This is a genomic window from Novipirellula galeiformis, assembly GCF_007860095.1.
Lineage (GTDB): Bacteria > Planctomycetota > Planctomycetia > Pirellulales > Pirellulaceae > Novipirellula > Novipirellula galeiformis.
On record NZ_SJPT01000007.1, the window covers coordinates 152086 to 175681 of the forward strand.

A 23596-nucleotide genomic window follows, 5' to 3' on the forward strand; every position below is an offset into this window, starting at 1 on the left:
GAAACCACGCGTTAGCCACGCGCTGCGATCGTGCGCGTCCCGAGCCATGGCGAATCGATGGCGACACTGCGCTCAGGCAGTATCTCCGCGGCTCGGGGCAAGAGTCGCGCCGAGGCAAAACTCGGATGGCCCGACAACAGCAGCGGTAGCATCGGAGGGGTCGCGTCGGCTAACTCGCCAAGCGTCGCGTCGCCCACATGTCCCGTGATTCGAGAATCCAGAATCGCTTGATTTAGCAGGGTTCCAAAGGGCCCATACGGATGTTGCTCTAAGACCGACGCCCGACGCTTCTCGAAATAAGTCTCAGGGGTAACCCGAGTCCCAAATTCAATGTCGATATGCTCCGCCGCCGCCAAATCGAATTGACCGCGGTATTCATAGATGTCGATCAGCAACCCGCGTGGATGGGGGTTTTCGGGCTCTCGAGCCTGCGCACGTTTTGCATCGACAATCGCTCGCTCGATGTTACCCAAGAACCAATACGATCGAGCGTGATCCACTTTGGCGATCACCGACATGGGGTTCAACTGGGTCGCCTCGCGAAGCAATCGCAAAGCGTTCTCCGCGTTGCCGCGAGTCAGTTCGAGCAACCCGTATTGATGACGCACTTGCCAATGGTTGGGGGCGTCAATGAGCAGCTTATCGAGTTCCGCTGCGGCTTCGTCATAGCGATACAACGTCTGCCACAACAGCATCGCGTTGGCCAATCGTGCATCGATTGATTTCTTATCCAAGGCCAACGCATCCGAAACCGAGTTGCGAGCCGCTTGGATCAATTCGAGCGATTCGCTCGATGGACTTTGCCCCGCTAGGGTAATCGACGTCAACGCAATGCCGGCAATGGGTGCCGTGTAACCTTTGTCTTGCCTGCGCGCGGATTGAAAACAACTGAGTGCTTTCCGCATTCCTGCGGGGCTGTCGGGATCGGCTCGCGAAACGCCGTCGACAAGGCAGCTAAAGGCTCCCATGTGCGGCGGTGCGAGTTCCTCGTCCGATGAAGTCAGCGATCGGCCCACGGCGGTCGCCAATTCCGAAGCAAAACGAGATTGCTCAAGCAAACTCTCGCCCGAAGGGGAGAGGAAATTTTGCCCCCACAATTGATTGCCGGTTCGCGACGAGACGATTTGAAGGCGAATTTCGTCGAACGATTTCTGCCCAATTTGAATCGTTTTGAAGCTGCCTGTGACAAGCGCATCGACCTCGAGCTCCGCACCAATGTGTCGGAATTGCTCGGGTTTGGTCGCTACAAGCGGCCGAAACGGCGTCACATTGACGTCCTTCAATCGACTGAGTTCATTGACCAACAACGCCGCTAATTCGTCGCCCCGATCGACCACTTGGTCCCCCAGTGGAAGTCCCGCTGCGTTCACCGCCAAGGTGGTGGATTCACCTTTGGTATCGGTAAACGACAACACGGCCAACGAATTGATTCCACGCAGCGATTCCGTTGGGTCAGGAAAGGCGAGTCCGACCGCCAGTCCCCCGAGTGAACCGCCGGCCAACAATTCCATAAAACGACGGCGTACAAAAACGCCAGCTCCATAGCCTGCGGCACTCTGTTGTTGAATCGGATTGAGCATCGGACCGCGCTGCCGCAATCGCAATGCGATCTCCTCGGCCGAGGCAGGCCGTTTGACGATCTCTTTGTGAAGACACTCACTGATCAAGTCCGCAAGCGCGAGATCGGATCGTCGCACGACGGGGTCTGTATCGGGTACAGCCTCAAGGGTGGATGCATAACGGGCGGTCGGCGTCGCTCCATCGAAAGCACGCTTACCGTAAAACGCTTCGAACAAGATACAGCCCAAGGCAAAGATGTCCGCCGCAGGGCCGGCAACCTCGCCGCGCGCTTGCTCGGGAGCCATGTAGCCGGGAGTCCCCATCACGACTCCCTCGCGGGTTTGCGCATCCGAATGAGGCTTGTCGCCCCCCACCGCGTTATCGAACATCACGCCCGCGGATCGCGAGAGTCCAAAGTCAAATAGTTTGACCATCACCGTTTGGTGCGGTGCCGCGTCCGAGGAGTCCACTGGGGAGTGGAGGGAATCATCTTTGCGGCGCATCACCATGATGTTTTGAGGTTTTAAATCTCGATGCACCACGCCACTTCGATGAGCCACCGCCAGCGCGTCGGCGACTTGAGCCCCGATCTTGCGTACCGTTTCGGCGTCGCAGTTGGTCTTCGCTAAGTATAGATCGAGTGTTTCACCGTCGAGCAATTCCATCACGGCAAATGGATTGGAATCCGAGATGCCGACATCAAAAAGCTCGACGATATTGGGATGGCTTAGGGCCGCAACCGCACGCGCTTCCCGTTCAAAGCGTTCCCGTAACGAGGCTAGCTGTTGAGGGTCGCGTGAGACCCTTTCCACCGCTAGCATTTTAATCGCGACTTTACGATTAAGCCGCATATCCATCGCTTGATAAACAATGCCCATGCCTCCTTGTCCCAATACATTGGTAAGGACATAGGGACCGATTTGGTCGCCCATCGCAAGGGAGGACTTGGTATCGGCAGGCACGCTCGGCGTGGCGAACGTGCTGAACGTCGTCTCCTGTGCCGCGGAAGCCGCATGGGCGATCTCGTCGCGAACCGCGATCAATTCGCTGCGCAATAGATCAGCGTATTTTCCGCCCTGCTTCTCAACGACACTGTCAATCGAAGACGCGTTCCCGGCGCGCAGCGCACATTCGTAATCAAGGCAAATCGCGTCGAGCCGTGCCAACTCAATCGCGGTCAAGTCATTCATGTCCATCAAAATTCTCCAATGTCACTCGAACGATCGCCGCACTCATTGGACATGCGTTCATCTAGGGACTCTCGACTTCCTTGGCTTCGGACCACATCCGGCGAATCAACTGCAATCGTCGCTCCACCGCTCGCTTGCTTAATTCCAAACGTTCGGCGATCTCGTCGACCAGGAACCCATCCATCCGCATGACGGCGATTTGGCGAAGTTGATCGTCGCCCAACTGATCCAGCAACGTCTCGCAGGCCTCGGCAAGCTCCGCTCGGACATCGGGAGAGGTGACATCACTCGCCACATTCCCAATCCCCACCTCGCGACCTTGATCGTTGGGGTCAACGAAGACCGATTCACCACGAATGTTGCCCCCTCCTCGTTTTTGCCGGGTGTGGTGCCGTAGATGCGCATTCACTTTGCGTGAGGTCAACGTGATCAACAGGCCCCAAAGATTCTCCGGCCCGCGAAGATCAGGAAATTGGTCTCGCCGTACTCCCGCGATAAAACTTTGAAACGCAGCGATCGCAATGTCTTCTTCATCCGCCGCTCGTCGCAAATTCGCCGGCATTCGCTTCGCCGCTAAGCGAACGAGACTTTGATAATAGTCATTCCATAACTTCTCCGTAGCCGCCTCGTTCCCGATACGGACCTTTTCCAACAATTCGAGAAACTGTTTTCCTGATTCATCCATACCTCAATGATAGACCGTGGGGGCCTATTATGGGAACGTGGGTTACCGCAAGGAGACAATTACAACCAAACAAAACGCCCCCTTCCACAGGAGGGTGCGGTAGCATGATTCGGGGCCCTTGTATTGCAGCTTTGGCAGGGGGGGCAAGGTTTCGCAGCTTTTTGAACGCCCCATTTTGAACGCCAAGCGATCGCCCCCCGTTGACCGACGCCGTCGACCGACACCGCTTGGTTGTGGAACGGCAAAATGCGGTTCGTTTTAACGCCATCGGCCGCGAACACCGTACCGTTGCCGTCGACCTAAGGGAGCGACGATCGGATCAGTGAAGCATCCCGCGTGCATCCACCGTGGAGTGAGACACGGGTTGGTCGCCGTCGACCAGCACGAGTTCGTTTTGCAGGTTGACGCAGGGGCAAATATGATTGGGCAAAATGCGAACGCGGTCGCCGACCTTGGGGCTCCAGTCGCTTTGCTGCAATTCAATTTCCCCGTGCTCTTCGCTCAGACGCGCCAATTTTGCGCCAGGGTGATCGATCAGGTAGCCCAAACCCGATGTCGGATCGGCGCCGCACAGATCGCTTGAGAACATCTTGCTGCCGGCATCGATGACCGCTTTGCCTTTGACCGCCGTGCTAATCACCGTGGCGTGAACAAAGGCTGCACAATCTTCGAACTCGGCACATTGCCATCGCACGCTGTTCAAATCATTGAAGATATACGTGCCCGGGCGAATCTCTGTGATCTCTGGGATCAAGTGAGTGTATTTAGCCGACGGAGTGGAACCACCCGAAACGATTTTGGGGCGGAGTCCCGCTGTATCAAGGGCATCAATCACGGCGACCAACGTCTCGCGAACGTCTTCCATTCCCGCAGCAACACTTTGGGAAGTCGGCAACACCTGGCCGGGAAAGAACAGGACTCCGTCAAACCGCACGTTCGGCAGTGACTCGATCAATTGTGCCAAGGCAACCGCCTCCTTCACCGAGGCGATGCCGGTGCGATGGTGACCGACGTCCAAATCAATCAACAATCCGAGGGTGGACGTTGAATTCGCGAGCTCGCGAGCCGCGATGCGCTGTGCCGCTTCCACACTGTCAATGCCCACCCGCACGGTGTGATTCTCGGCAAGCGTCTCAAGGAGTCGCAGACGAGGAGGGGTGAACGACGGATAGGCAATCAGAATATCTTCGGCATCGATCGCAGCGGCGAGGGCTTCAGAGGGTTTCGCCGACGTCAAACCAACCGCCCCCATCTCAAGCTGCAACTGTGAAAACAAACGCGACTTGTGCGTCTTGATGTGCGGTCGCAACGCAATCCGGTGCCCAGAGGTGTAATCCGCCATCCCCTGCAAATTATTACGGACGGTTGAGACATCGACACACAACAACGGTGTCGGCAGGTGTTCTATGGGTGAGCTTTGCACGGGAGGGAGATTCTGATCGAGTGAGGAAGGAAACGGGAAAGGTGAGACGAGCATCAACGGGCCGCACTCGTGCGGGTTATCCTAGCACGGCTTCGCCCCATAAACTTGGATCTTCGAGCACTGGATACTCGGGGCCCAGCATGAATGTTTGCCAACCAAGTTCACGGTCAACGACCGCATAATACATGCCGATGCGCGGCTGATCGGTGGGGTCAAATCCCGTCAAGGCACTCGCCGGCACAAACCCTGACATTTGATAACCATCATGTCGCGGGTAAGCCGCGATTTTTAACTCGGTAGGCGATACCGGTTTGGGATTCGCGCGAGCTCGGTTAATGGGAATCCAAGCGGCAACAGGATTCTCGCGTTTTGGCCCGCCCCCCATTGGCATCCATAAAAAGCGATGACAGTACTGAGTCGCCCGGTGAATCCCAGGGCTACAACGGGTGTCAATCCAGAAATGGAATCCATCGCTGTCGTCCAAACGTGAATCACGACACCAAGGCAATTGGCGTTTGCCCACGACGCTGATGTTCAATCCAATCCCGTTAGCGTTCCAAGCCATTCGCACGTCGGCGAACACGGGGCGATCGCCCAAGGCACCAAACGATGGCAAACGACAGGACTCGGGGAGCGTCAATCCCTTGCTCGTCCACGTCATCGCATCCTCTAACAAGCGGATTTCGAAACGGAACAGGAACGAGGGATCCAGCAGCGGCTCGGGTTTCGTTTCGGGGGGGGAATCGCTCAAAAGAGAAACACTTTTCGAGAGTTCAATTGGTTCGGGGCGGACACAACCCTTAAAGCCTAATCTTTCTCTCCCACGGATTCCATCCGCCACCGTTGACCGCAACGCGTTGACGAGCGATGCCATTGACCGCAATGGGTGGTGGGTGATGCGAGTTGGGCACTGCGTGCTGGAGAAGGCGACGATCCCGTACGCACCCAACCAGCGAAAAAACCCCGGCAAGTTTCCCTGCCGAGGTGGGTGTCGCTGCGATCCGGCGAGCAAGCGTCGCGGTCAGCAGTGCTGAAGAGAGCGTGCTCGCAATGAACTCGAATCCACTACCAATTGAAGTCCATTCCGACGTACGCACCGTGAAGCAATAGCGAGTCGTTGGCGTACACACCGCCGCTCGTTTCCACCGCACTGTAATCTTGGTCAAGCGACCCGGTGGAGGTTGCAACCCCCGCAGCACCGAGCATGCGATAGCCACCGCGAACGGTCCAAGCATTGTTGAGACGATAACCGAGGCCCAAGTCGACTTCGCCGAGTCCCGCCAAGACGGTATCGCTCGAGTCGCGATAGACCACATCCGATGGCATGGTCGCTTCATAGGCGAGTGCCGATTGGGTACCGATTCGCTGAGTCATTTCGGCACGGTTACCGTAGACGCCGAACTTGCCACCAATGCCGAGGTTGCAGCGATTGCTTAGGCAATAGGTTACCTTCGATCCGTATTGATAGCCAAACAAGTTGTTTTCAGCATCGACGTTGTAGTACAAGTCGGTCGCTCCATAGCCAGGCATTCCATTGATGTTCGCTGCGAACTCAAACGAATCCTTGAATTGGAACCAGCGGAAACCATGACTCGACGCAATTCGAACGCGACCGCTCGTGCTACGGACCAAGGGGCCAGTCGCTCCGCCGTAACCATTACAGCCACCGCCCAGTCCGAGATTGGCTCCAATGCTGCCCAGTGCACCGGGGGCACAGTCGCCTTGGCTGCACATCGCCGCAGCGCGTTGAGCTCCCATCAAACCGAAGCTGGTCAAATTGACTTCCAAACCTTGAATGTCAACGTCACGTCGTACGCGATAAGCGGCGGCACCATTGTACAGGCTGTAGACGGATGCAGCTCCCGTTCCAGGGTCGACATCGATATTCATCCACGAGTCAAACGGAGCGTAAAGCATACCACTCGTGACAAGCGTCTCCGATTGACTGGGGTCAAAGTTCATGTAGCTGACGCTGAGTCCGTAACGCCCACAATCCAAGTAACGACCGAATGTTAGGTCGTAACCCAAGGTCGAGTCAGGATCCACGGCGCTTGTCGTGGTATGAGTCCCATAACCGGTGTCAAACGCGAGCAGACGACGAGCATGGTTGTTTTCCATTTGCCAAAACAGCAAATTGAATCCACCAAACCACGGTGACAAGTTCGGGCGTGTGCCGGGAGCACAGCTGGCTGCCGAACTGCAACCGGGATCACCGTAGCCTTGAGCGCTATAGCCGCTGCCTTGGTAGGCTTGGGGGCCGTTGAGCTGCGAATAGCCATCGAAGTGATGAGCGGGCGAGTTCGCCGGTGCAGCGAACCACTGCTGTGGTGCCTGATGAACGCCGCTTTGTGAATAACCTTGAACGTTTCCGGGTGGGCAAGCGACGTCACTTTGCGCGCCACCGGTCGTTTGATAAGGAACGGCCCCATGAGTTGGAGCGAGAGTGGGTTGCCCCGGAGCGGGCTTGGGAGCTGCGGGCTTGGGTTGCGGGGCAAGTTGTGGTGCAGGAGGAGCCTGTACCGGCGCTCCCGTTGGCGCCGGCAAGACCTCTGCAGCACTGTTGCCTTGCGATTTCGCTGCACCGCCCATCGAAACGGTGTGCATGTAACCTCGCGGCTGCGCCGTCTGCTGCGGCAAGTTAGGTTGTTGCGGGGGAACGATGTTGAAGTTGTTCCACTTGGAAGGCGCACTGTATTCGCCAAACGAAGGGCCGTTTTGCGCTGTAGCCATGGTACAAACGCTCATGCCAAGGGCAATCGCGACGCACCGCATAAAATTGGTTTTCATCTATAAACTCCTTTTTATAACTTTCACCAAATCATCGAACCGGATGAACGAAACAAGTCCAACTCAATGCATCAGAGCATTTCACTGATCCGGATCGCACAGGTTCTTGATTGTGCGAGCTGATGATCGGCGTGTGGTCCGTTACCCAAAATTGTTAAGTGCGAAGTCGCCATCCAAGGACGATCCGTTTCATCCAATTGCACTCTGAGTGCGCAACGAATCCTTCTTGATCCTTCACGATTTGTTTGCTTTGGACGGCTGACCTCTCCCATGTTTGATCTGATCGTCATTTGGGTGGGTCGTTCTGTGCATCTAATACGGATTGAGACACGCAGTAGCGGTATTGATGACAGCACGACAGTCAAAATGGTTGCGATCCCGATTAAGGGATTATTGCCCTTAAGCAGAGGAGTCGACGCAATCGCTACAGGTTAACCGCGCGAGGCCGGTGCCACCGCCAACATCGTGGTTCAGAGCCCTTAACGGCGGGAGCGGCCCGCGTCCTTACCGGTTGGGACAGCCCGCAGCGGGGACGGCAAACCGCCGGTCGGCACGCAGCGTAGGGCAACAAAAAACGCTTCTCGAATGGTCGAGAAGCGTTTGCGTGCGGGGGGGCGGCGATGGTTGCGAACGGAGTCGTGGCCGCAACTCCATCACGCGTACCGATCATGACGTACCGATCATTCGGAACGCACATCCGCTGTCAGCAATGCTTTCGCCTGAACCGAATTGGCACCCGAAGTGGTGATAACGACCGGTTTTCGCTCATTCCCGGCCGCCGTGGTCGGGGTAAAGGTCGTCTCTAACAGAAACGTGGTATTCGCGGCCGTCGGGCGTGCGAATTCGACGTCCCAACCCTCGCACTCGATCGACTCGATGATCACCGCTTCTTGGCTTCGGATCACCAATCGCTTCGTGATCGATTGCCCCGGCTTGACGCTGCCCAACGCGATCGACTGGGGCGAAATGCTGAGCAAGCTTTCAACTTGGCCGCAAACTCGCAGCGGAACTCGCGGCATCGAACGGTCATTCGTAATGACCGTGACCTCGTCTTGAAAGAAGCCTTGAGGAGCATCTTCCTGAATCACAACGGTAATTTCATAGTCCGCTCGTCCACTACCACGACTGATTTGCTTGAACGAAGGCAATAACCAGGGACTGTTGCTGACCACATCGGTCACTTGCCAATCGTCGCGTCCCGCATACAAAACCTTGGATGTCTTGGATTTCGTCTCCCCTTGAGTCGCCCGGCCAAAGTCGATCTCGCCGGGATGGAACACCATGTCACTACGGATGTAACCATCCACAACCAAGCGCGCTTCCGCATAAAACGGCTTGTCCACCACGACGGTCAACGTCGCTCCCTTCTTGCCACGAAAGGTCCCCGTATTGAAGCGAGCCAAAATTGACCCCGTTTCGCCAGGCTGAATGTATTCGGTTTCAATAATCGGAGTCGTGCATCCGCAGCTCGCACGCACCGATTGAATGTGCATCGGTTGCGGGTACGGATTGGTCACCGGAAATCGAAACTCGGTCTTCGCCGCCACCGCCACGGTGCCAAAATCGTGTTTCTTCACCTTGAAGACTTGGTCCGACCAATCCTGCGATTGTGCCGAGTGGGCATCCAGTAGGCCAACAGCGAACACACAGACACTCAATCCCCCTAACACGAGGGTCCGAGTGAAGTTTCGTTGCAGATGATTGAACATTTTTATTTTCCCGTAATAGCAACCGAGCGAAGGTTTAAGAACCATTCTCGGAACGCTTCTTCGAGGGGGGCGCCGCATGATTCTTCGATAATGAACGAATAGCTCAATATTTGTCAGATTAACGGTGTTTTACGATCAAGCAAGCGAAACTATCCTAATTCCGTAATCAAAAAATGGATTAAGAGGTAACGGTTACATACGCAACAGAGACATAGGCGACATGGAGACAATAGGCACACTGAGTCAATTGCAATTTTTGAGTCAAGATCATTTCCGGCGCCTGCTCCAACCTGCAACGACGATTTCTCGCCTCCCCCCGCATTACGAGGCATCGCAGCCGTTCGCGTCCTACCGCCAATCTCGCCGTGACCGATCCGCCGCACCAGGGAGTTTCATTTAGGGTGTCTCGGAGGAGACTTTGGCAACCGCAGCCGACTTGGCGTTCACGCGATCGACTTTGGCATCATACAAAGCGGTGACAAGGGATTCGTAGCCACGAACCATCGAGTCGAGAGATCCGGTAGCCAAGACATGCTGGCGTCCGATCTGTCCCATTTGTCGTGCCGAGGTGGGATCACCGAGCAGACTTGAGACGGCGTGGGCCATCGCAGGAACATCTTCAGAGGCCACCAAATGGCCCGTTCGGCCTTCGAGCACCGACTCGGAAATCGATCCGACGTCGGTAGCGACCACCGGGACGCCGCATGCCAACGCTTCGAGAATGGAAACGGGCGAGGCTTCGTTGAGGGAGGTCAATGCGAACACATCCAAGCCCGCGACCAATTTCGGCGTGTCATGTCGCGTGCCCAGCAGGTGCACGTGATTGCCAAGCTTGAGCTCATCGCGTCGTTTCTCGATTCCCGCTCGTTCGGGACCGTCCCCGATCAACACCCAATGGGTTTGAGCGAGTCGTGAGTGTGGATTTTGATCGCGGATCAAGGCGGCTGTTTCCAGCAACATCGTATGATTTTTCTCGCTCCGCAGCGCCGCCACCAAACCGACAATCGGTGCCTCGGCGGGAATGTCCAACTCTTGCCGCAGCGATTGGCCTGCGGTGGACGATGGAACAAAACGCTCGCAATCGACGCCGTTGCGGATCACGTGGACTTTTTCCGCAGGAAATCCTTCGAAGGAAGTCATGAATTCGCCATGGGAATCCGCCACCGCAATGAAGCCGTCGGTGATGCCCGTCAATTGACGATTCAGCCGCCCCACGCCATCGGGCCATCCGGTTGAGTGCAATGCCGAGGTGATCACCGGGACGCCAGCCAACTTGGCGGCAAGGCGGCCCCAGAACATCTTGTCTCCGGCGCCGACCGTGACGATGACATCGACCCCGCGACGGTGCATCAAATGAGCCAGCCGCGGCAAGACACGCGGGTCGTATTTCCCCGCCAACAAATTCGTATGAACCTTGAATTCGCTCGCGATCTGATCCCCTAGCGGGCCTGCCTCTTTGAGACAAACGACTTCGGGGATCACGTTGGCGGGATTCATCCGTCGCATCAAATTGACCAGCAACGTTTCGGCTCCTCCTACAGGCATGCTCGTGATCACAAACATGCACCGCAAGGGAACACCTTGACGACGTGCCGACACAGGACGATAGATTTGTTGAAAGCGATGAAGCATAAGATCGATGGTGTTTCTAGTTGAAAATTGAAATTCGATCGCGGCAATCGACGGTCCTTGGGGGGGGATCCATAGATCCTGTACCACAGCCGAATGGAATCGTGATGGCGTTAGTGGTGAGTTCCGTTTGCGATCACAGACCGACCGCAATCCTGTTGATCGCAGTGCCGGCGTTCCCCGAAGGTCGCTGCGACGCGTGGCCACGCGTTAACGTGTATTTCACTTCGGGCTCACGTCGCAATTTGTGTGGATCAAAGCTGAGCCAATTTCGCATGCGAGAGAAATTGGGATCACCATGAAAGCGTCGAATGTGAAACGAGTCGCGGCCGACGATGTTGTACGAACCAAAGGCACTGCAGAATCCCAGCATGCCACAACCGTGAACCGCATCGATGACCGTTTGCGTCAAATGTTGGGGTAAGCCATAGGGGACTGCGAAATAGCGGACCGGACGCCCGATCATTTGCTCAAGTTCGTCTTTGGCCGTGGTAATCTCGTGGTGCACCACGGTGGGATCGGATCCCTGTGAAAAATCGACATGATTGCGGGTGTGCAGACCAATCTCGATTCCCGAATCCGCGATGTCACGCAGTTGCTGCAAGGTGTTTGGGGCGAGCGGGACCCCCGCTTGGACATCATGCGGAAAGGGCCGTCCGTATTTGACGTGGTCGATGGCGACGAAATAGACACACGGAATTTGACGTTCCGCCAACAAAGGCAGCGCGAAGTCACAGTTCTCGGCATAGCCATCGTCGAACGTAAACGTGACCGTGGCACGCGTGCAATCACACTTGTCCACTCGGCGTTGCAATTCATCGAGTCCGATCAATTCAAACGACGCTTGGCAATAATCGACGTGACGCGAGAACTCCGCTCGCGAAAGTGTCCAATCGTTTGGATGGGTATCGGCAACGCGGTGATAGAACGAGACGCCCATCGGCGACTTGCCTTCCCGCGAGAGCTGGCGATTGCGTAGCGACCGAACGGGAGCCGCTAGCTCGGCTCGCGCCAGCAATGCTGCCGATTTCAATAGATTCATCGATCCGTTTACCTTGGAGGCCGTCGTAAAAAAGTCGGAACCCATTCCGTGTCACTCTCGTCTCTCTATAGAGGGTCTAGCCCACAGACGGGCGATGCACGCACAAACAACGGGTTTGAGCGAGGGGAAGCTGACGCATCGAAACGGTCGTAAGGTTGGCACCGATCGTAACGACGGCCGCGTTCCCAAGAGATCGTCCGAGTTTTCGACGCTCGGTTTACGCTGGCGACCGCGAAACGACTCACGCTCCGCCGTAATGGCAGAACCTTCATTGAGGGGAGGTGGCCTCTTAAAGAGTGCGTTTCGAACATGCGGAATGCCCAAAATTTGCGAAGACTTCCCTGGCGGTTCCTGAGTGGCGGGAATTCCTACTCCAATCATCCCACGTGCTTGCCACGCTCAAAAACGGCGGACGCTCGACGCGTTGTGGATCTCGTCATCACGAGCAGGGGACGCCGGGCAGGAGGGGAGGAGCGTAGTCCCCCCACAAGGCGTCGGAGCCGAATTTCTTGAGAAATCTTCGCCTTGCCCCCACCCAGGCGACCCCTTTACCTTCTCCGGAATTCAGATTGGGAGTTCGTTGCCACGCCCCCCTCCGACTGGCTTTGGAGCGGCGTGAAGAGGCTGGTTTAGCTCAAAAAACGACTTAAACGACCAGGACGAATCGACGCTCACTGACAAGAACATCCATTTTCGCCGTCCCACTGACCTTGAAATTCTTGTTATTCTATGGATGTTTCTTGTTATTCTATGAGTGTGATAACCGGCACTTGTGTTCAAAACGAGCGTCGATAAACCTGATACGTTCCCACCTTCACCAATCCCCCCCCTATTTCTCTCTACCGCCGAGGCCTGAAATTCGCATGAATCACCCGACGAACTCCACATCAAAAGCTTGCTCGCAAGAGCCACTACCCACACGACGCAAATTCATCAAGAAAAGCGGTGCGATTTCTGCCGGGGTTGCTTCCACTTTCGCGGCCACTCGCGTGTTGCGTGGCGACGAGCCAGCGGAATCCAAACCGGAACCGATCCGTTTGGCGATCGTCGGTGCGGGAGGACGTGGAAGCGGTGCGGTGAACGATTCTTTGACAATCAACGAAGGCGTCAAATTGGTCGCCATCGCCGATTTGGAAGAACGCAAATGCCAAAACCTTCGCAAATCGCTGTCGAACCGTTTCCCCGACAAGCTCGATGTGAAAGACGGCGACTTGTACCATGGCTTGGACGCTTACAAGCGAGTGCTCGACAACAAAGACGTCGATGTGGTGATGTTCGCCACTCCGCCCGGTTTCCGCGCTCCCTACGTACTCGATGCGGTCGACGCAGGGAAGCACGTCTTTGCAGAAAAGCCAACCTGTGTTGACCCGGCTGGATATCATCAGTGTCTCGAAGCGGACAAGAAGGCGCGAGCCAACAAGACCGCGATCGTCACCGGAACTCAGTACCGACGTCAAACCAACTACGTCGAAGCGATCAAACGAATTCATGATGGCGAAATCGGCGACATCGTCAGCGCGACCTCTCGCTACTGCTCCAACGGCATTTGGTATCGTCAACGCAAAGAGGGTATGAGTGACGCCGAGTACCAACTTTACAATTGGATGCACTTCATTTGGCTCTCCGGTGACCAGATTTGTGAGCAAGCGGTTCACAACATCGACACCATCAACTGGGTGATGGGTGGACCGCCGGTATCGGCCTACGGTGGTGGCGGACGCTTCACGCGTCCGGACGACAGCGAAATGTGGGACAACATGGCCGTCGACTACGTCTACCCCGGCGACAAAGTCGTCTCGTTCATCTGCCGTCAAATCCCTTCGACCAAGTCGGATAACAGCAATGTGATCTACGGCACCAAAGGAACCTGCACCATCTTGGGTGCCAACTCCGGTGCGTCGATCAAAACGCGTGACGGCGAAGTCACTTGGGAAATGGGCGGCAACATTGGCGATGCGTACAAGCAAGAGCACAAGGCGCTCGTCGATTCGATTCGCGAAGGCAAGCCGATCGTTGAATTCGCCGAAACCGCCGCCAGCTCGCTGACCGCGGTACTGGGACGATTGGCGGCCTATACCGGCCAAGCGGTCACTTGGGACTTCGTGACCAACGAATCGAAAATGGATATCGTTCCCAAGGATTTGGATATCAAAGGCCCCGGTGCCCTCCGCGGTGTGGCAATCCCCGGCAAAGAAGAGCTCGTCTAGCGTTCGCTTCTAATCTCGTAGCCTAGGCGTCCACTCGGTCCAAATGGCCGTTCGTCTAGGCTACGCAGAGCCTCCTACCCTTCTTGCGGACGCCGTGGTCACGCCCCCTCGTTGTGATCGCCTCCTCTTCATCCAACGTCAATGACAACGCCCTCGGCATCTCAGGCTTATCCACGAAGACAACTTCGACGTCAAACTCAGCGGCCTGAGTCGCCTTCATGGCGGCAATCGATGTACGACATCATCTTCGAGGCTGACACTCCGGCCGGGCGATGGTTCGATATCGGTTTACTTGTGGCGATTCTCGCCAGTGTGTTGTTTGTGGCTTTGGAGACGCTCCCCGAGCTACATAAGCCGAGTGGCAAAGACACCCTCGCTGCGCTCAGCACCGCCGAATGGTTTCTCACCTTCCTGTTCACGATCGAATATGGGCTGCGACTGCTCTGTTCTCGACATCCGCTCCGCTACGCGTTTAGCTTTTGGGGCATCATTGACTTGTTGAGTGTACTGCCAAGTTATTTGACGCTCATCGCGGGCAGTGGATCGCGCTCCCTACTAACGCTCCGCAGCATCCGGCTACTACGTGTTTTTCGAGTGCTAAAACTCTGGCGGATGATGAACGAAGCTGATGAGCTTGCGTTTGCTGTTTGGAATGCACGGAACAAGATCGTGGTCTTTCTAGCCGTCGTGCTCGTCGCGGTCACGATCAGCGGCGCATTGATGTATCACGTCGAAACGTTAATGTTCGATGTAGACAAAACAAGCGGTGTCAACGAAGCCAGCCAGTTCACTTCGATTCCCCAAGCGATGTATTGGGCAATCGTGACGATGACCACCGTTGGCTACGGCGACATCGTTCCCAAAACCTCCATTGGAAAACTCATTTCAGCACTCCTGATCCTGCTCGGATACAGCTTGATCATCGTGCCCAGCGGGTTTGTCAGCGCCGAGTTAATTGGTTTAAAAACCGACACATCCCGCCACCAAGAGCAGCACGCTTGTCCGGTATGTGAAGTCTCGATCCATTTGAAAGATGCGCAATATTGCCACCGCTGCGGAGCCCCTTTGCGATAGCGTTGCGAAGCGGGTTGCGGACCGCTCACCGATCCCCAGACGTTCCGTTTCACACCGGCAATCGCGTCCCCTAACGTGGCTTGCTCCGGCGCAACGCTGGCTCCGCCTGACTCGCCCCCACTCGCCTTACCGCCCCCACCGCGAAACGATCAGCAACGTGCAGATCCAAATCGCGATCGAGCATTTGGCGATGCGTCTGCAGCACGAGCTCCGGACGATTGTTGTGTTGGGACAAATGCCCAAGGCAGGCCCATTTTAAACGCGAGCCCGCTTTTCGGTTTATCAGGTCCGCACATTCCTCGTTGGACAAATGACCGAGCGAGCCGCGGATGCGGTCCTTCAAGTGCTCTGGATAGGGGCCATCGTGAAGCATCGCCGGATCGTAGTTGCTTTCTAAGATCATGGCATCAAGCGTACCGACCACGTGCTCGAGATCGCAATCGACGTGACCGATATCGGTCAAGATTCCGAATCGGTTAGTGCCATCGTCCACGACGAACGCAACACTTTCGCAGGCGTCATGCGGCGTGCAATGGGTTTCGACACGAACGTTTCCGAAAGCCAACGTGCTGCCGGCGCGAAAGTGATGCACGTCATCAACACGGCCGAGCCCAGATTTCTTGGCCGTTGCCCGCAACGTTTCGGCGGACACATGAATGGGTAACCCAAACTTCCGCTGATACACCCCCATACATCGAGTGTGATCGCTATGGTCATGCGAAATGATCAATGCGTCGACATCACGAATGTCCCGGCCATGAGCGGCGAGTCGCGTTTCGGCTTGGACACCACTGATCCCAGCGTCAAACAACAATCGAACTCCGTCGGCTTCGACGTAGACACAATTTCCGTTGCTTCCCGATTGCAATGTGATCACTTCCATGGCGGCATTCTACCGCTGCGGACATCGAGTTCTAGTCCCCGCCGCACGACGCGTGCGTTGCGCCGTCGGCATCGGTGGGCCAGCATCGTTCAAACCCAACGCCCCCCGGTGGCGCCTCCACATCGGTATCTTTTTGCAAAACGCGGCCGGGAACACCGCGATCTGTGACACCCGTCGCGCCCGGTGGTACACTTGAGGAAGGAGCCATTCGGAATCCACTCCTGCGACACCATTGATGGAACTGCTGTTTGGACGGTAGCGATTTAGCCACCATTTCGGTACACCACGCACATGGTTTTCACATGACAATTGACCACCACAATCCTGAAGTTCTGACCACAGTCGCTGACGATGTCGAAGCGGCCGTGATCACCGCCGCATTATCGGCGCGTGGCATCAAGGCCACCGCGACAGGCGGTTTCACCGCAGGCTTTCGCACCGAAGTGCCGGGACATATCGATGTGATTGTCAGGCACGAAGACCTTGCTCGCGCAAAACAAGTGCTATCTGAAATCGAGCAAGAGCAAAGCCACGTCGATTGGTCCAAGGTCGACGTCGGCGACCCCGAAGACAATTGAACCTTCCCGCGATCCCGCGATGCTCTCGTAAACGCTTTGTGATCAAGGCGTTACGCAATTTTGGAGCGAAATGACGGAATCAAGATCATCCCACGATGCGTAAGTTTTGAAGCTGCGTTCTTGGGCTCGGCTTCCAATCCCAGCGTTGCGATGTATGGCCCGTGGATCAAATTCGCAGGCCCATGCACTTCACGCTCGTAGTTCTCCCCCCAGCGGTGCGTTTCGGGGGTGCTTGATGCCTGCCGTGATCCCGCAGAATGGGTTAAGATGCGTCACGAAACGAGGGACGAATGCTTCTCGACCTTTATCCTGCCGCGCCCCTACATCATCGCTTACCGATCTTATGACCTCAGCCGAAATCTTTAATCGTCTCGACGAACAACGCTCCAATCCTGGCGAAATGCTTGAACGAATGGTCGTCCACTTTCGTGAAAAACGGCAGCCTATGGAGTTATTCGAAGCGCTGAAGATGCGCGTTCGCCATCAACTCGGGCTGCAGCTCTTGAGCACCGAATCCGAACCGGTTCGCGCCGATGAGGTTGAGCGTCAATTGGAATCAGGCTTGCTCGACGCCTGTCGCGAAGCAGGGGTGATGTTGATCGAAGATGGCAAGGTCGGCGAGGGGTGGATGTACTTGCGACCGACCGGCGACCTTGAATTGGCTCGCAAGCTGATCGCCAAAATTGACATCAATGACGAGAACTACGATGCCATGATCCAAGTGCTGCTGCATGAGGGCGTCGATGTTGCACGTGGCTTTCAAGCGGTGATCGATCATCAAGGCACCTGCAACAGCATCACCTTGTTCGAGCAAGCGGTACAGCAACGCAGCAAAGCGGATCGGCGTGCCGCTGCGTCATGCTTGCTTGAGCACCTTTATCACGAGCTGGTTGTTTTGGTTCGCGGCGACATTGTGCGCCGGGAAGCTCCTGCGGACGAATCCGAAACGTTGTCCGAGATGATTGAAAAACGAAAATGGATTTTGGATGAGGGCGGCTACCATCTCGACACCACTCATCTCGCATCAACCGTTCGCATCGCCGCAATCCTCACCTCCCCAAGCCAGCTTCGCAAGGCGTGGGAATTGACACAGTACGGGCGTCGATTGGATCACCAGTTCCAGTACCCCGGCGACGAACCTTTCGTCGATTTCTATCCGGCCTACTCGGCCTATTATCAAGTCTTGCTCGGTGAGAATGTCGAGGCTGGTTTGAAGATGTTCGAGCGCAAGGCGAAGAGCGTCGATGCGACTCAACATGGTACCGCTGCGATCGAGAGCTATGTCGAGCTGTTAGACCGCGTCGGTCGCCAAAAGGAAGCCATCGAAGCGGCCGTGACCTTGGTTCCCGATGCCGTCCCGTCCCAACGAATCGTGCCGCTGCTATTAGAAATTGCCGCGCGTGCGAATGACCAAGGCGTCTATGAGCCGATCCTCGACTATTGCCGTAAACACAACGATATCATCGGCTACGCTGCAGTAACCCACGTCGCAACGTCGTCGTAGGCCAAGTCGCAGGTCTTCATTGCAGAGGGCACTTCCCCATCGCGCTGACGGGCGATGGGATTCCCCGCCTCGCGATTGCATCGATGCCCATGTGCATCCTGCCCGTGTGTATCGATGTCCGTGTGCGTCGATGCCCGTGTGCGTCGATGTCCGTGTGCATCGACGCTGCGCAACGTCATTTGATCGCGAACGAGATCCCCCAAACAAACGCGATACAGAAGCGATCTACAAATACATACCGACGAAGCCGCCCCCAGAATCGCTTTGTTCTTCGATCGCTTTGATCCGCTCTTCGGTTTTCTTTAGATCCCCTGCCGCGATGTAGCGATTAAATTCGACCATCACCGCATGCTGCACACTTTCGGCAAAACTGGTGACCATCGGTTCGGTCAGCCACTCACAGGTTTCTCGGATCAGTTCGACGTTGATTTCAAGCGCCTTGGTCTTGAGATCCTTTTGGCCCGTCATCACGGTCCCCTCAAAGGCGAACTCGAGCATTCCGATCAACGGATCGTTGGTTAGGTAGTAGCGGCAAATACCGCGATGCAAGTAATACGTATTGTGGGTTCCATGACGCTGAAAGGCGGCTTTGACACGCAACACAAATTGCTCGTAGACCGGTGACGCATCAACGGGCGCATCCATTCGCGAGACCGTGCGAAGCGGCAAACAATCAAACTCGACTTCAACCCATTTTCCAAACATTGCATTTTCCTATCCTGTTGGAACGCTCATTTCCAGCATACCACGCTGGTGAATCGGCTCCGGCCACAGACGCAAACATAATCGATCGAGCCGATGCCGACAATTCGCGGCAATACCACCATCGTCCTGCCGTCCGTATCGCGTCCCTGTCACACCCTAAGCAGCACCTTGTCTCGCTACGGTTCGCGATTACAAATCGTGCCGGTCACAGCGACTCAGCGTGACGAAAATCAACCGTTCCAATAGAGTGGCGTTCAAGTCGTTCTTACTTGCGAACTCATCCGCACCGGCTTCGACACAGGCCATGCCGAGCTGTCCATCTTCCTGGCCCGTCAACACGACGATCGGAATCGAGGGGGACGACTCACGGAATTGCTTGACCGTTTCCACACCGCTACTGTCGGGCAACTGCAAATCCAAAAGTACTATGTCCAACGACGCGCTGCGACGACTTTCCTTGATCGCTTGCTCCAGTGTGAACGCCTTGTGAACGACAATCGACTTGTTCATCCGGCGCAGCATCTCGACCGTTAAAAACAAATCGTCTTGATTGTCCTCCACAACCAACACTTCCACCGCATGCTTGGCGGACTCGCCCGATTCAAGCGGACGTGCCGACTCAAGTGCGGCAACCACTTCGGACATCGATTGAAAACGCCCCTCCGGTTGATAGTCCACCATCCGATTCCAAATCGCAGCCAGCGAAGCGGGAACGAGGTCCTGGGGACAATTCTCAAGCGTCTTGTCAACCAATAGACTCGTCAGCTTCTCATTCAGCGAGGATCCTTGGACTCGCGACCGCCCGGTCAACAGGTAGAACCACGTCGCGCCAAGTCCGTAGACATCCGACACTTTGGTTGCCGCGGCAAGCGAACGGGCTTGCTCGGGCGCCATAAAATCCAAGGTGCCCGCGACCGACTCAACGCCGGTTTGAAATTTCTCGACACTGGCGACATTGCGGTCCGCCGTTAACGTCGCTAACCCAAAATCGGTAATTTTGATTCGCTGGCCACCGTCACGCAGTAAATTCCCCGGTTTGACGTCTCGATGAATCAAACCGCGTTGATGAGCATGCTCTAACGCTCGCGCGGCTTGCAAAATCACCTCAAGCGAATCCTGCCATCTCAACGGTCCATGTAAACGAACATAAACATTCAGATCGGGGCCCGACAATTCCTCCATCACAATGTAAAGCATTCCCGAGTGCTCGCCGACTTCATACGAAACGACAATATTGGGATGGGCAAGTGTTTCAACCAGTTCCATCTCGCGACGAAAACGCTCACTCACTTGAATATCGCGAAGCACCTTGACCGCAACCACGGCACCGCCATTAATCGTGGTCGCTCGGTAGACTTGACCGCTGCCTCCCTCGCTTAACAATTCTGCGATCCGATAATCGCCAAGCTGGGTTCCATTAACAAGATTGTAAAACGACCAACTTGTCTCCGATTGGCTTGCCAACACGGCGGCGATTTCATCTTCGACCAACTTCAGTTGCGCGTGTGAGAAACGCTCGCTGCAGCGCAGTCGCTCAACCACCGTTCGCTCCAGCAGCGATTTCTTGATCACCTTGGTCGGCGATGGCTCGATGGATTGAGATGGATCGACATCGGCGGCCAACTGCAATGGATCCCCATAGGGGGCTTCGCCGTTGCTCGATTTGTGTTTGGGTTGTTGATAGACTCCCGAACTGGAGATGAACGAACTCGTTTGATGGACCTGCTCAATCGGCAACTCATCCGATTGGACCGGAGCATGATCAAGCCCTTGTATGTCGTCCCCCGAATCGGAATCGTTGACTGTCTGCGACTCCCAATTTCGGAACAGCACGATCGCAGTGATGCAAGCGAGTGTCACTGAGTGACGAACCCCACCGAAACGATCCACACCACCCCAAATCAGCGGCAGCACGAACCCCGAAACCGCCACCACGAGCACCCACTTAAACAGCACCTTCGAACGCCTTGATGCAACGGCAACCCCTAACACGGTCAGAGCAATCGTGAGGGTCGGGTAGATGCCGGTCATTTCGGCTATCGAAACACCGATGCAAAACAGCAATAGACAGGCGTCTAACGAGGTTGATTCTCGAATGTTCATTAGGAAGCTTGAGCCTCCTCGGTCCAATTGAGATCGCTTCGATCCGAACGACGAATGGCCAAGATGCGCACCTCCAAAACAAAGTGCCAAGTCCCCTCCGACTCCCCCCCCCAGCGCAAATCGATACTCGCCCCCAACCGAATCGCCCCCCGATTGCCAGCATTATCGTGATTCGGCATTCATTGCCCTTCTAATCAACATGGTAGCCGATTGCGGAGGTGAAAACCGAAACCGATTGCTAAGAAGTGTCTTTGATTTTCACGGTCACCGTGAAATTCGCGTTTGCGAAGTTTTATCCCACGGTTTGATCTAATCACTCTCACTCAACCTTGCTAAAAGCATGTACGACGCACACCGCGTTCCGGCACATTGCCCTCAACTCTTTTCGGAGAATCCTAGGATGGGACTACCTTTTTCGGCAAAAACCCAGCTCCAATCGATCAAAGAGATTCTTCACGAAGTGGCTGAACCGCTCGACATGAACGTCTCCGTGCGGTTGTGGAATGGCGAGATCGTGCCGCTCGGCAAGAAGGTGGACAGCGATTTTATCATCGCCATCTCGGGCCCCGGCGTCGTGGGTTCCCTTTTGCGCTGGCCGACCCTTGAAACGTTGGTCCGCTTGTATGCAACGGGCCACGTGGAATTCGAAGGGGGAGATTTGATCGAGTTCTCCGAAGCGTTGAAAACCACTCGCTCGAATCGTCAGCAGTTGAAACAGATCAGCAAGCGAATGCTCGTCAAACGAACATTGCCCTTCCTCTTCGCCAAGACCAACGTCAGCGATTTGCGAGAGGGATTCCGTGACGACATGGTCGGCCGCAACGAAGCCAAACGTAAAAACAGCGACTACATTCAATTTCATTACGATGTCGGAAACGAGTTTTACAAGCTGTTTCTCGGCAAGGAAATGCAGTACACCTGTGGCTATTTTCGCGACTGGAACAACTCACTCGATCAAGCTCAGCACGACAAGCTTGATATGATCTGCCGCAAACTGCGTTTGCAGCCCGGCGACACCATGTTGGACATCGGTTGCGGATGGGGCGGCTTGATATGCCATGCGGCAAAGCACTATGGGGCTAAGTCGCATGGAATCACGCTGTCAAACGAACAATATGCTTTTACCAAAGCCAAAATCGAACAACTTGGACTCACCGACCAAGTCAGCGTCGAGATCTGTGACTATGCCGACCACAACGGCATGTACGACAAAATCAGCAGCATCGGCATGTCCGAGCACATCGGGATTGCAAACTACCCTCGCTACTTTGCCAAAATCAATTCGATGCTCCATGATCGCGGAGTGATGCTGAACCATGCGATCGCGAGGCGTGCGAAGCCGACGGCAAAATCGGCTCGCAAGATTCGTCCCGAGCGGAAATTTTTGCTCAAATACATTTTCCCCGGATCTGAGCTAACCCCCGTCGGCATGACGACGGACTTTATGGAAAACAGTGGCTTCGAGGTTCACGATGTTGAATCTTGGCGTGAACACTACGCGTTGACCACCAAATTCTGGTGCCAAAACTTATCCGCGAACAAGGAAAAGGCGATCGAGTTGGTCGGTGCCGAACGCTACCGATTGTGGGTCGCTTATCTAGCGGGCGCTTCGGGCGGTTTCACCAACGGCTCGATTAAATTGTTCCAGGTGGTGGCGACAAAACGGGCGTCCAAGGGACTCTCGGGCATGCCACCGACTCGCGATCACCTGTATCGCGCCGCGTAAAGGCTCGGCACCGACGTCGTTTCCCACTCCCACGATGGCGAAGGAGTTCCACGGCGAGCAGGGCACGCCCCATCGCCGGTAATTAAGAACCCACTTTGAACCTGACCGCTGGGCGGTTTGACGATGGCAAAGTAAACTTCCCTGCATGGCCATCACCAGTCATGTAATCGTTCTGTTAGCGAAGATGTTCAGTGGGTTCACGGTGCGTTGGGTTGACTGCCAACCCGACACCTGCCAACGCATCTATTTCGCTAATCACACCAGCCATCTCGACGCCGTCGTGTTATGGTCCGCTCTGCCGCGCGAAGTGCGAGCGGTCACGCGACCTGTCGCAGCCAAGGACTATTGGTCCGGCGGTTGGGTCAAACCCCACATGGCCAAAGCCTTCAACGCGATGCTGATCGACCGCAAAGAGATCAAGGTCCACCAGAGCCCAATCGATTCGATGCTTCGCCAAATGGGCGACGTCTACTCGTTAATCGTCTTTCCCGAAGGGGGTCGCTCTTCGGGTGATGACGAAATGGGAGCGTTCAAAAGTGGCCTCTACTACATGGGCAAGAAGCGGCCTGATCTGGAACTCGTGCCGGTGTACATTGATAACGTCAACCGAATCTTGCCTCGCGGCGAGTTTCTGCCGGTGCCGCTGTTGAGCTGCATCACGATCGGACCGCCGATCTTTCTCGAAGCGGGTGAACCTAAAACCGAGTTTCTCAAACGAGCCCGCGAAGCGGTACGCCGCCTAAAGGACGTTTAACCGCCCCGACGCTCGCAATGGCATCCTTGTTTCGGTC

General features: G+C 55.6%; 18 protein-coding genes. 6 read left to right on the forward strand and 12 right to left on the reverse strand.

What is annotated here, in order from left to right; translation table 11 throughout:
* Window positions 1-11: 11 nt before the first annotated feature.
* The 8 genes from Pla52o_RS18795 to Pla52o_RS18830 form a co-directional block, all read right to left on the reverse strand.
* A complete protein-coding gene (locus Pla52o_RS18795) occupies window positions 12-2756 on the reverse strand; it encodes a serine/threonine-protein kinase (protein WP_146596172.1) in 2745 nt (914 codons plus the stop codon).
* Between the two features lie 55 nt (window positions 2757-2811).
* Window positions 2812-3435 carry an ECF-type sigma factor gene (locus Pla52o_RS18800; protein WP_146596173.1) on the reverse strand — a complete coding sequence of 208 codons (624 nt, stop codon included), beginning with the start codon at window positions 3433-3435 and terminating at the stop codon, window positions 2812-2814.
* 319 nt (window positions 3436-3754) lie between these two features.
* On the reverse strand, window positions 3755-4858 hold the full coding sequence (locus tag Pla52o_RS18805; protein WP_197169360.1) for an alanine racemase: 1104 nt from the start codon (window positions 4856-4858) through the stop codon (window positions 3755-3757).
* A gap of 76 nt (window positions 4859-4934) precedes the next feature.
* Window positions 4935-5474 carry a hypothetical protein gene (locus Pla52o_RS18810; protein WP_146596335.1) on the reverse strand — a complete coding sequence of 180 codons (540 nt, stop codon included), beginning with the start codon at window positions 5472-5474 and terminating at the stop codon, window positions 4935-4937.
* A 449-nt stretch (window positions 5475-5923) separates the two neighbouring features.
* Window positions 5924-7645 carry a hypothetical protein gene (locus Pla52o_RS18815; protein WP_146596175.1) on the reverse strand — a complete coding sequence of 574 codons (1722 nt, stop codon included), beginning with the start codon at window positions 7643-7645 and terminating at the stop codon, window positions 5924-5926.
* Between the two features lie 680 nt (window positions 7646-8325).
* Entirely contained in the window at window positions 8326-9354 is a 1029-nt protein-coding gene (locus Pla52o_RS18820) for a DUF1573 domain-containing protein (RefSeq protein WP_146596336.1), read from the reverse strand.
* A gap of 396 nt (window positions 9355-9750) precedes the next feature.
* Complete coding sequence (locus Pla52o_RS18825) at window positions 9751-10917, reverse strand: glycosyltransferase (RefSeq protein WP_146596337.1); 1167 nt, start codon at window positions 10915-10917, stop codon at window positions 9751-9753.
* A 202-nt stretch (window positions 10918-11119) separates the two neighbouring features.
* Window positions 11120-12025: a polysaccharide deacetylase family protein gene (locus Pla52o_RS18830; protein ID WP_231612470.1), complete on the reverse strand. Its 906-nt coding sequence runs from the start codon at window positions 12023-12025 to the stop codon at window positions 11120-11122.
* A gap of 863 nt (window positions 12026-12888) precedes the next feature.
* On the opposite strand from Pla52o_RS18830, the gene Pla52o_RS18835 reads away from it, so the two are divergent.
* Both Pla52o_RS18835 and Pla52o_RS18840 read left to right on the forward strand, forming a co-directional pair.
* Window positions 12889-14232, forward strand: coding sequence for a Gfo/Idh/MocA family protein (locus tag Pla52o_RS18835; RefSeq protein WP_146596176.1), 1344 nt, complete (start codon window positions 12889-12891; stop codon window positions 14230-14232).
* 141 nt (window positions 14233-14373) lie between these two features.
* A complete protein-coding gene (locus Pla52o_RS18840) occupies window positions 14374-15306 on the forward strand; it encodes an ion transporter (protein ID WP_146596177.1) in 933 nt (310 codons plus the stop codon).
* Window positions 15307-15376: 70 nt separating this feature from the next.
* Here the strand turns inward: Pla52o_RS18840 and Pla52o_RS18845 are convergent, their stop codons facing one another.
* Window positions 15377-16189 (reverse strand): MBL fold metallo-hydrolase, encoded by an 813-nt coding sequence (locus tag Pla52o_RS18845; protein WP_146596178.1) that lies wholly within the window; start codon window positions 16187-16189, stop codon window positions 15377-15379.
* 302 nt (window positions 16190-16491) lie between these two features.
* On the opposite strand from Pla52o_RS18845, the gene Pla52o_RS18850 reads away from it, so the two are divergent.
* Complete coding sequence (locus Pla52o_RS18850; protein ID WP_146596179.1) at window positions 16492-16767, forward strand: DUF2007 domain-containing protein; 276 nt, start codon at window positions 16492-16494, stop codon at window positions 16765-16767.
* A gap of 343 nt (window positions 16768-17110) precedes the next feature.
* Window positions 17111-18271, forward strand: a complete 1161-nt coding sequence (locus tag Pla52o_RS18855; RefSeq protein WP_146596180.1) for a hypothetical protein — start codon at window positions 17111-17113, stop codon at window positions 18269-18271.
* A gap of 225 nt (window positions 18272-18496) precedes the next feature.
* On the opposite strand, the gene Pla52o_RS18860 is transcribed toward Pla52o_RS18855, so the two are convergent.
* The 3 genes from Pla52o_RS18860 to Pla52o_RS18870 form a co-directional block, all read right to left on the reverse strand.
* Window positions 18497-18976 carry a hypothetical protein gene (locus tag Pla52o_RS18860; RefSeq protein WP_146596181.1) on the reverse strand — a complete coding sequence of 160 codons (480 nt, stop codon included), beginning with the start codon at window positions 18974-18976 and terminating at the stop codon, window positions 18497-18499.
* Window positions 18977-19165: 189 nt separating this feature from the next.
* Window positions 19166-21079 carry a protein kinase domain-containing protein gene (locus Pla52o_RS18865; RefSeq protein WP_146596182.1) on the reverse strand — a complete coding sequence of 638 codons (1914 nt, stop codon included), beginning with the start codon at window positions 21077-21079 and terminating at the stop codon, window positions 19166-19168.
* The gene (locus Pla52o_RS18870) at window positions 21079-21258 is read right to left on the reverse strand and encodes a hypothetical protein (protein WP_146596183.1); all 180 of its coding nucleotides are present in this window, start codon (window positions 21256-21258) and stop codon (window positions 21079-21081) included. Before Pla52o_RS18870 ends, Pla52o_RS18865 begins: the two co-directional genes overlap by 1 nt.
* A gap of 221 nt (window positions 21259-21479) precedes the next feature.
* Here Pla52o_RS18870 and Pla52o_RS18875 point away from each other — a divergent pair, with 221 nt between their 5' ends.
* On the forward strand, window positions 21480-22805 hold the full coding sequence (locus Pla52o_RS18875; protein WP_146596184.1) for an SAM-dependent methyltransferase: 1326 nt from the start codon (window positions 21480-21482) through the stop codon (window positions 22803-22805).
* A gap of 145 nt (window positions 22806-22950) precedes the next feature.
* Window positions 22951-23559, forward strand: a complete 609-nt coding sequence (locus Pla52o_RS18880) for a lysophospholipid acyltransferase family protein (protein WP_146596185.1) — start codon at window positions 22951-22953, stop codon at window positions 23557-23559.
* The last annotated feature ends 37 nt before the right edge of the window (window positions 23560-23596 follow it).

What these genes read in the sequence shown, in the direction of transcription:
- Pla52o_RS18795 (WP_146596172.1), bottom strand. Translation starts at nt 2,756, where the DNA reads ATGGACATGAATGACTTGACCGCGATTGAGTTGGCACGGCTCGACGCG.
- Pla52o_RS18800 (WP_146596173.1), bottom strand. Translation starts at nt 3,435, where the DNA reads ATGGATGAATCAGGAAAACAGTTTCTCGAATTGTTGGAAAAGGTCCGT.
- Pla52o_RS18815 (WP_146596175.1), bottom strand. Translation starts at nt 7,645, where the DNA reads ATGAAAACCAATTTTATGCGGTGCGTCGCGATTGCCCTTGGCATGAGC.
- Pla52o_RS18820 (WP_146596336.1), bottom strand. Translation starts at nt 9,354, where the DNA reads ATGTTCAATCATCTGCAACGAAACTTCACTCGGACCCTCGTGTTAGGG.
- Pla52o_RS18825 (WP_146596337.1), bottom strand. Translation starts at nt 10,917, where the DNA reads ATGTTTGTGATCACGAGCATGCCTGTAGGAGGAGCCGAAACGTTGCTG.
- Pla52o_RS18830 (WP_231612470.1), bottom strand. Translation starts at nt 12,025, where the DNA reads ATGAATCTATTGAAATCGGCAGCATTGCTGGCGCGAGCCGAGCTAGCG.
- Pla52o_RS18835 (WP_146596176.1), top strand. Translation starts at nt 12,889, where the DNA reads ATGAATCACCCGACGAACTCCACATCAAAAGCTTGCTCGCAAGAGCCA.
- Pla52o_RS18840 (WP_146596177.1), top strand. Translation starts at nt 14,374, where the DNA reads ATGACAACGCCCTCGGCATCTCAGGCTTATCCACGAAGACAACTTCGA.
- Pla52o_RS18845 (WP_146596178.1), bottom strand. Translation starts at nt 16,189, where the DNA reads ATGGAAGTGATCACATTGCAATCGGGAAGCAACGGAAATTGTGTCTAC.
- Pla52o_RS18850 (WP_146596179.1), top strand. Translation starts at nt 16,492, where the DNA reads ATGACAATTGACCACCACAATCCTGAAGTTCTGACCACAGTCGCTGAC.
- Pla52o_RS18855 (WP_146596180.1), top strand. Translation starts at nt 17,111, where the DNA reads ATGACCTCAGCCGAAATCTTTAATCGTCTCGACGAACAACGCTCCAAT.
- Pla52o_RS18860 (WP_146596181.1), bottom strand. Translation starts at nt 18,976, where the DNA reads ATGTTTGGAAAATGGGTTGAAGTCGAGTTTGATTGTTTGCCGCTTCGC.
- Pla52o_RS18865 (WP_146596182.1), bottom strand. Translation starts at nt 21,079, where the DNA reads ATGAACATTCGAGAATCAACCTCGTTAGACGCCTGTCTATTGCTGTTT.
- Pla52o_RS18870 (WP_146596183.1), bottom strand. Translation starts at nt 21,258, where the DNA reads ATGCCGAATCACGATAATGCTGGCAATCGGGGGGCGATTCGGTTGGGG.
- Pla52o_RS18875 (WP_146596184.1), top strand. Translation starts at nt 21,480, where the DNA reads ATGGGACTACCTTTTTCGGCAAAAACCCAGCTCCAATCGATCAAAGAG.
- Pla52o_RS18880 (WP_146596185.1), top strand. Translation starts at nt 22,951, where the DNA reads ATGGCCATCACCAGTCATGTAATCGTTCTGTTAGCGAAGATGTTCAGT.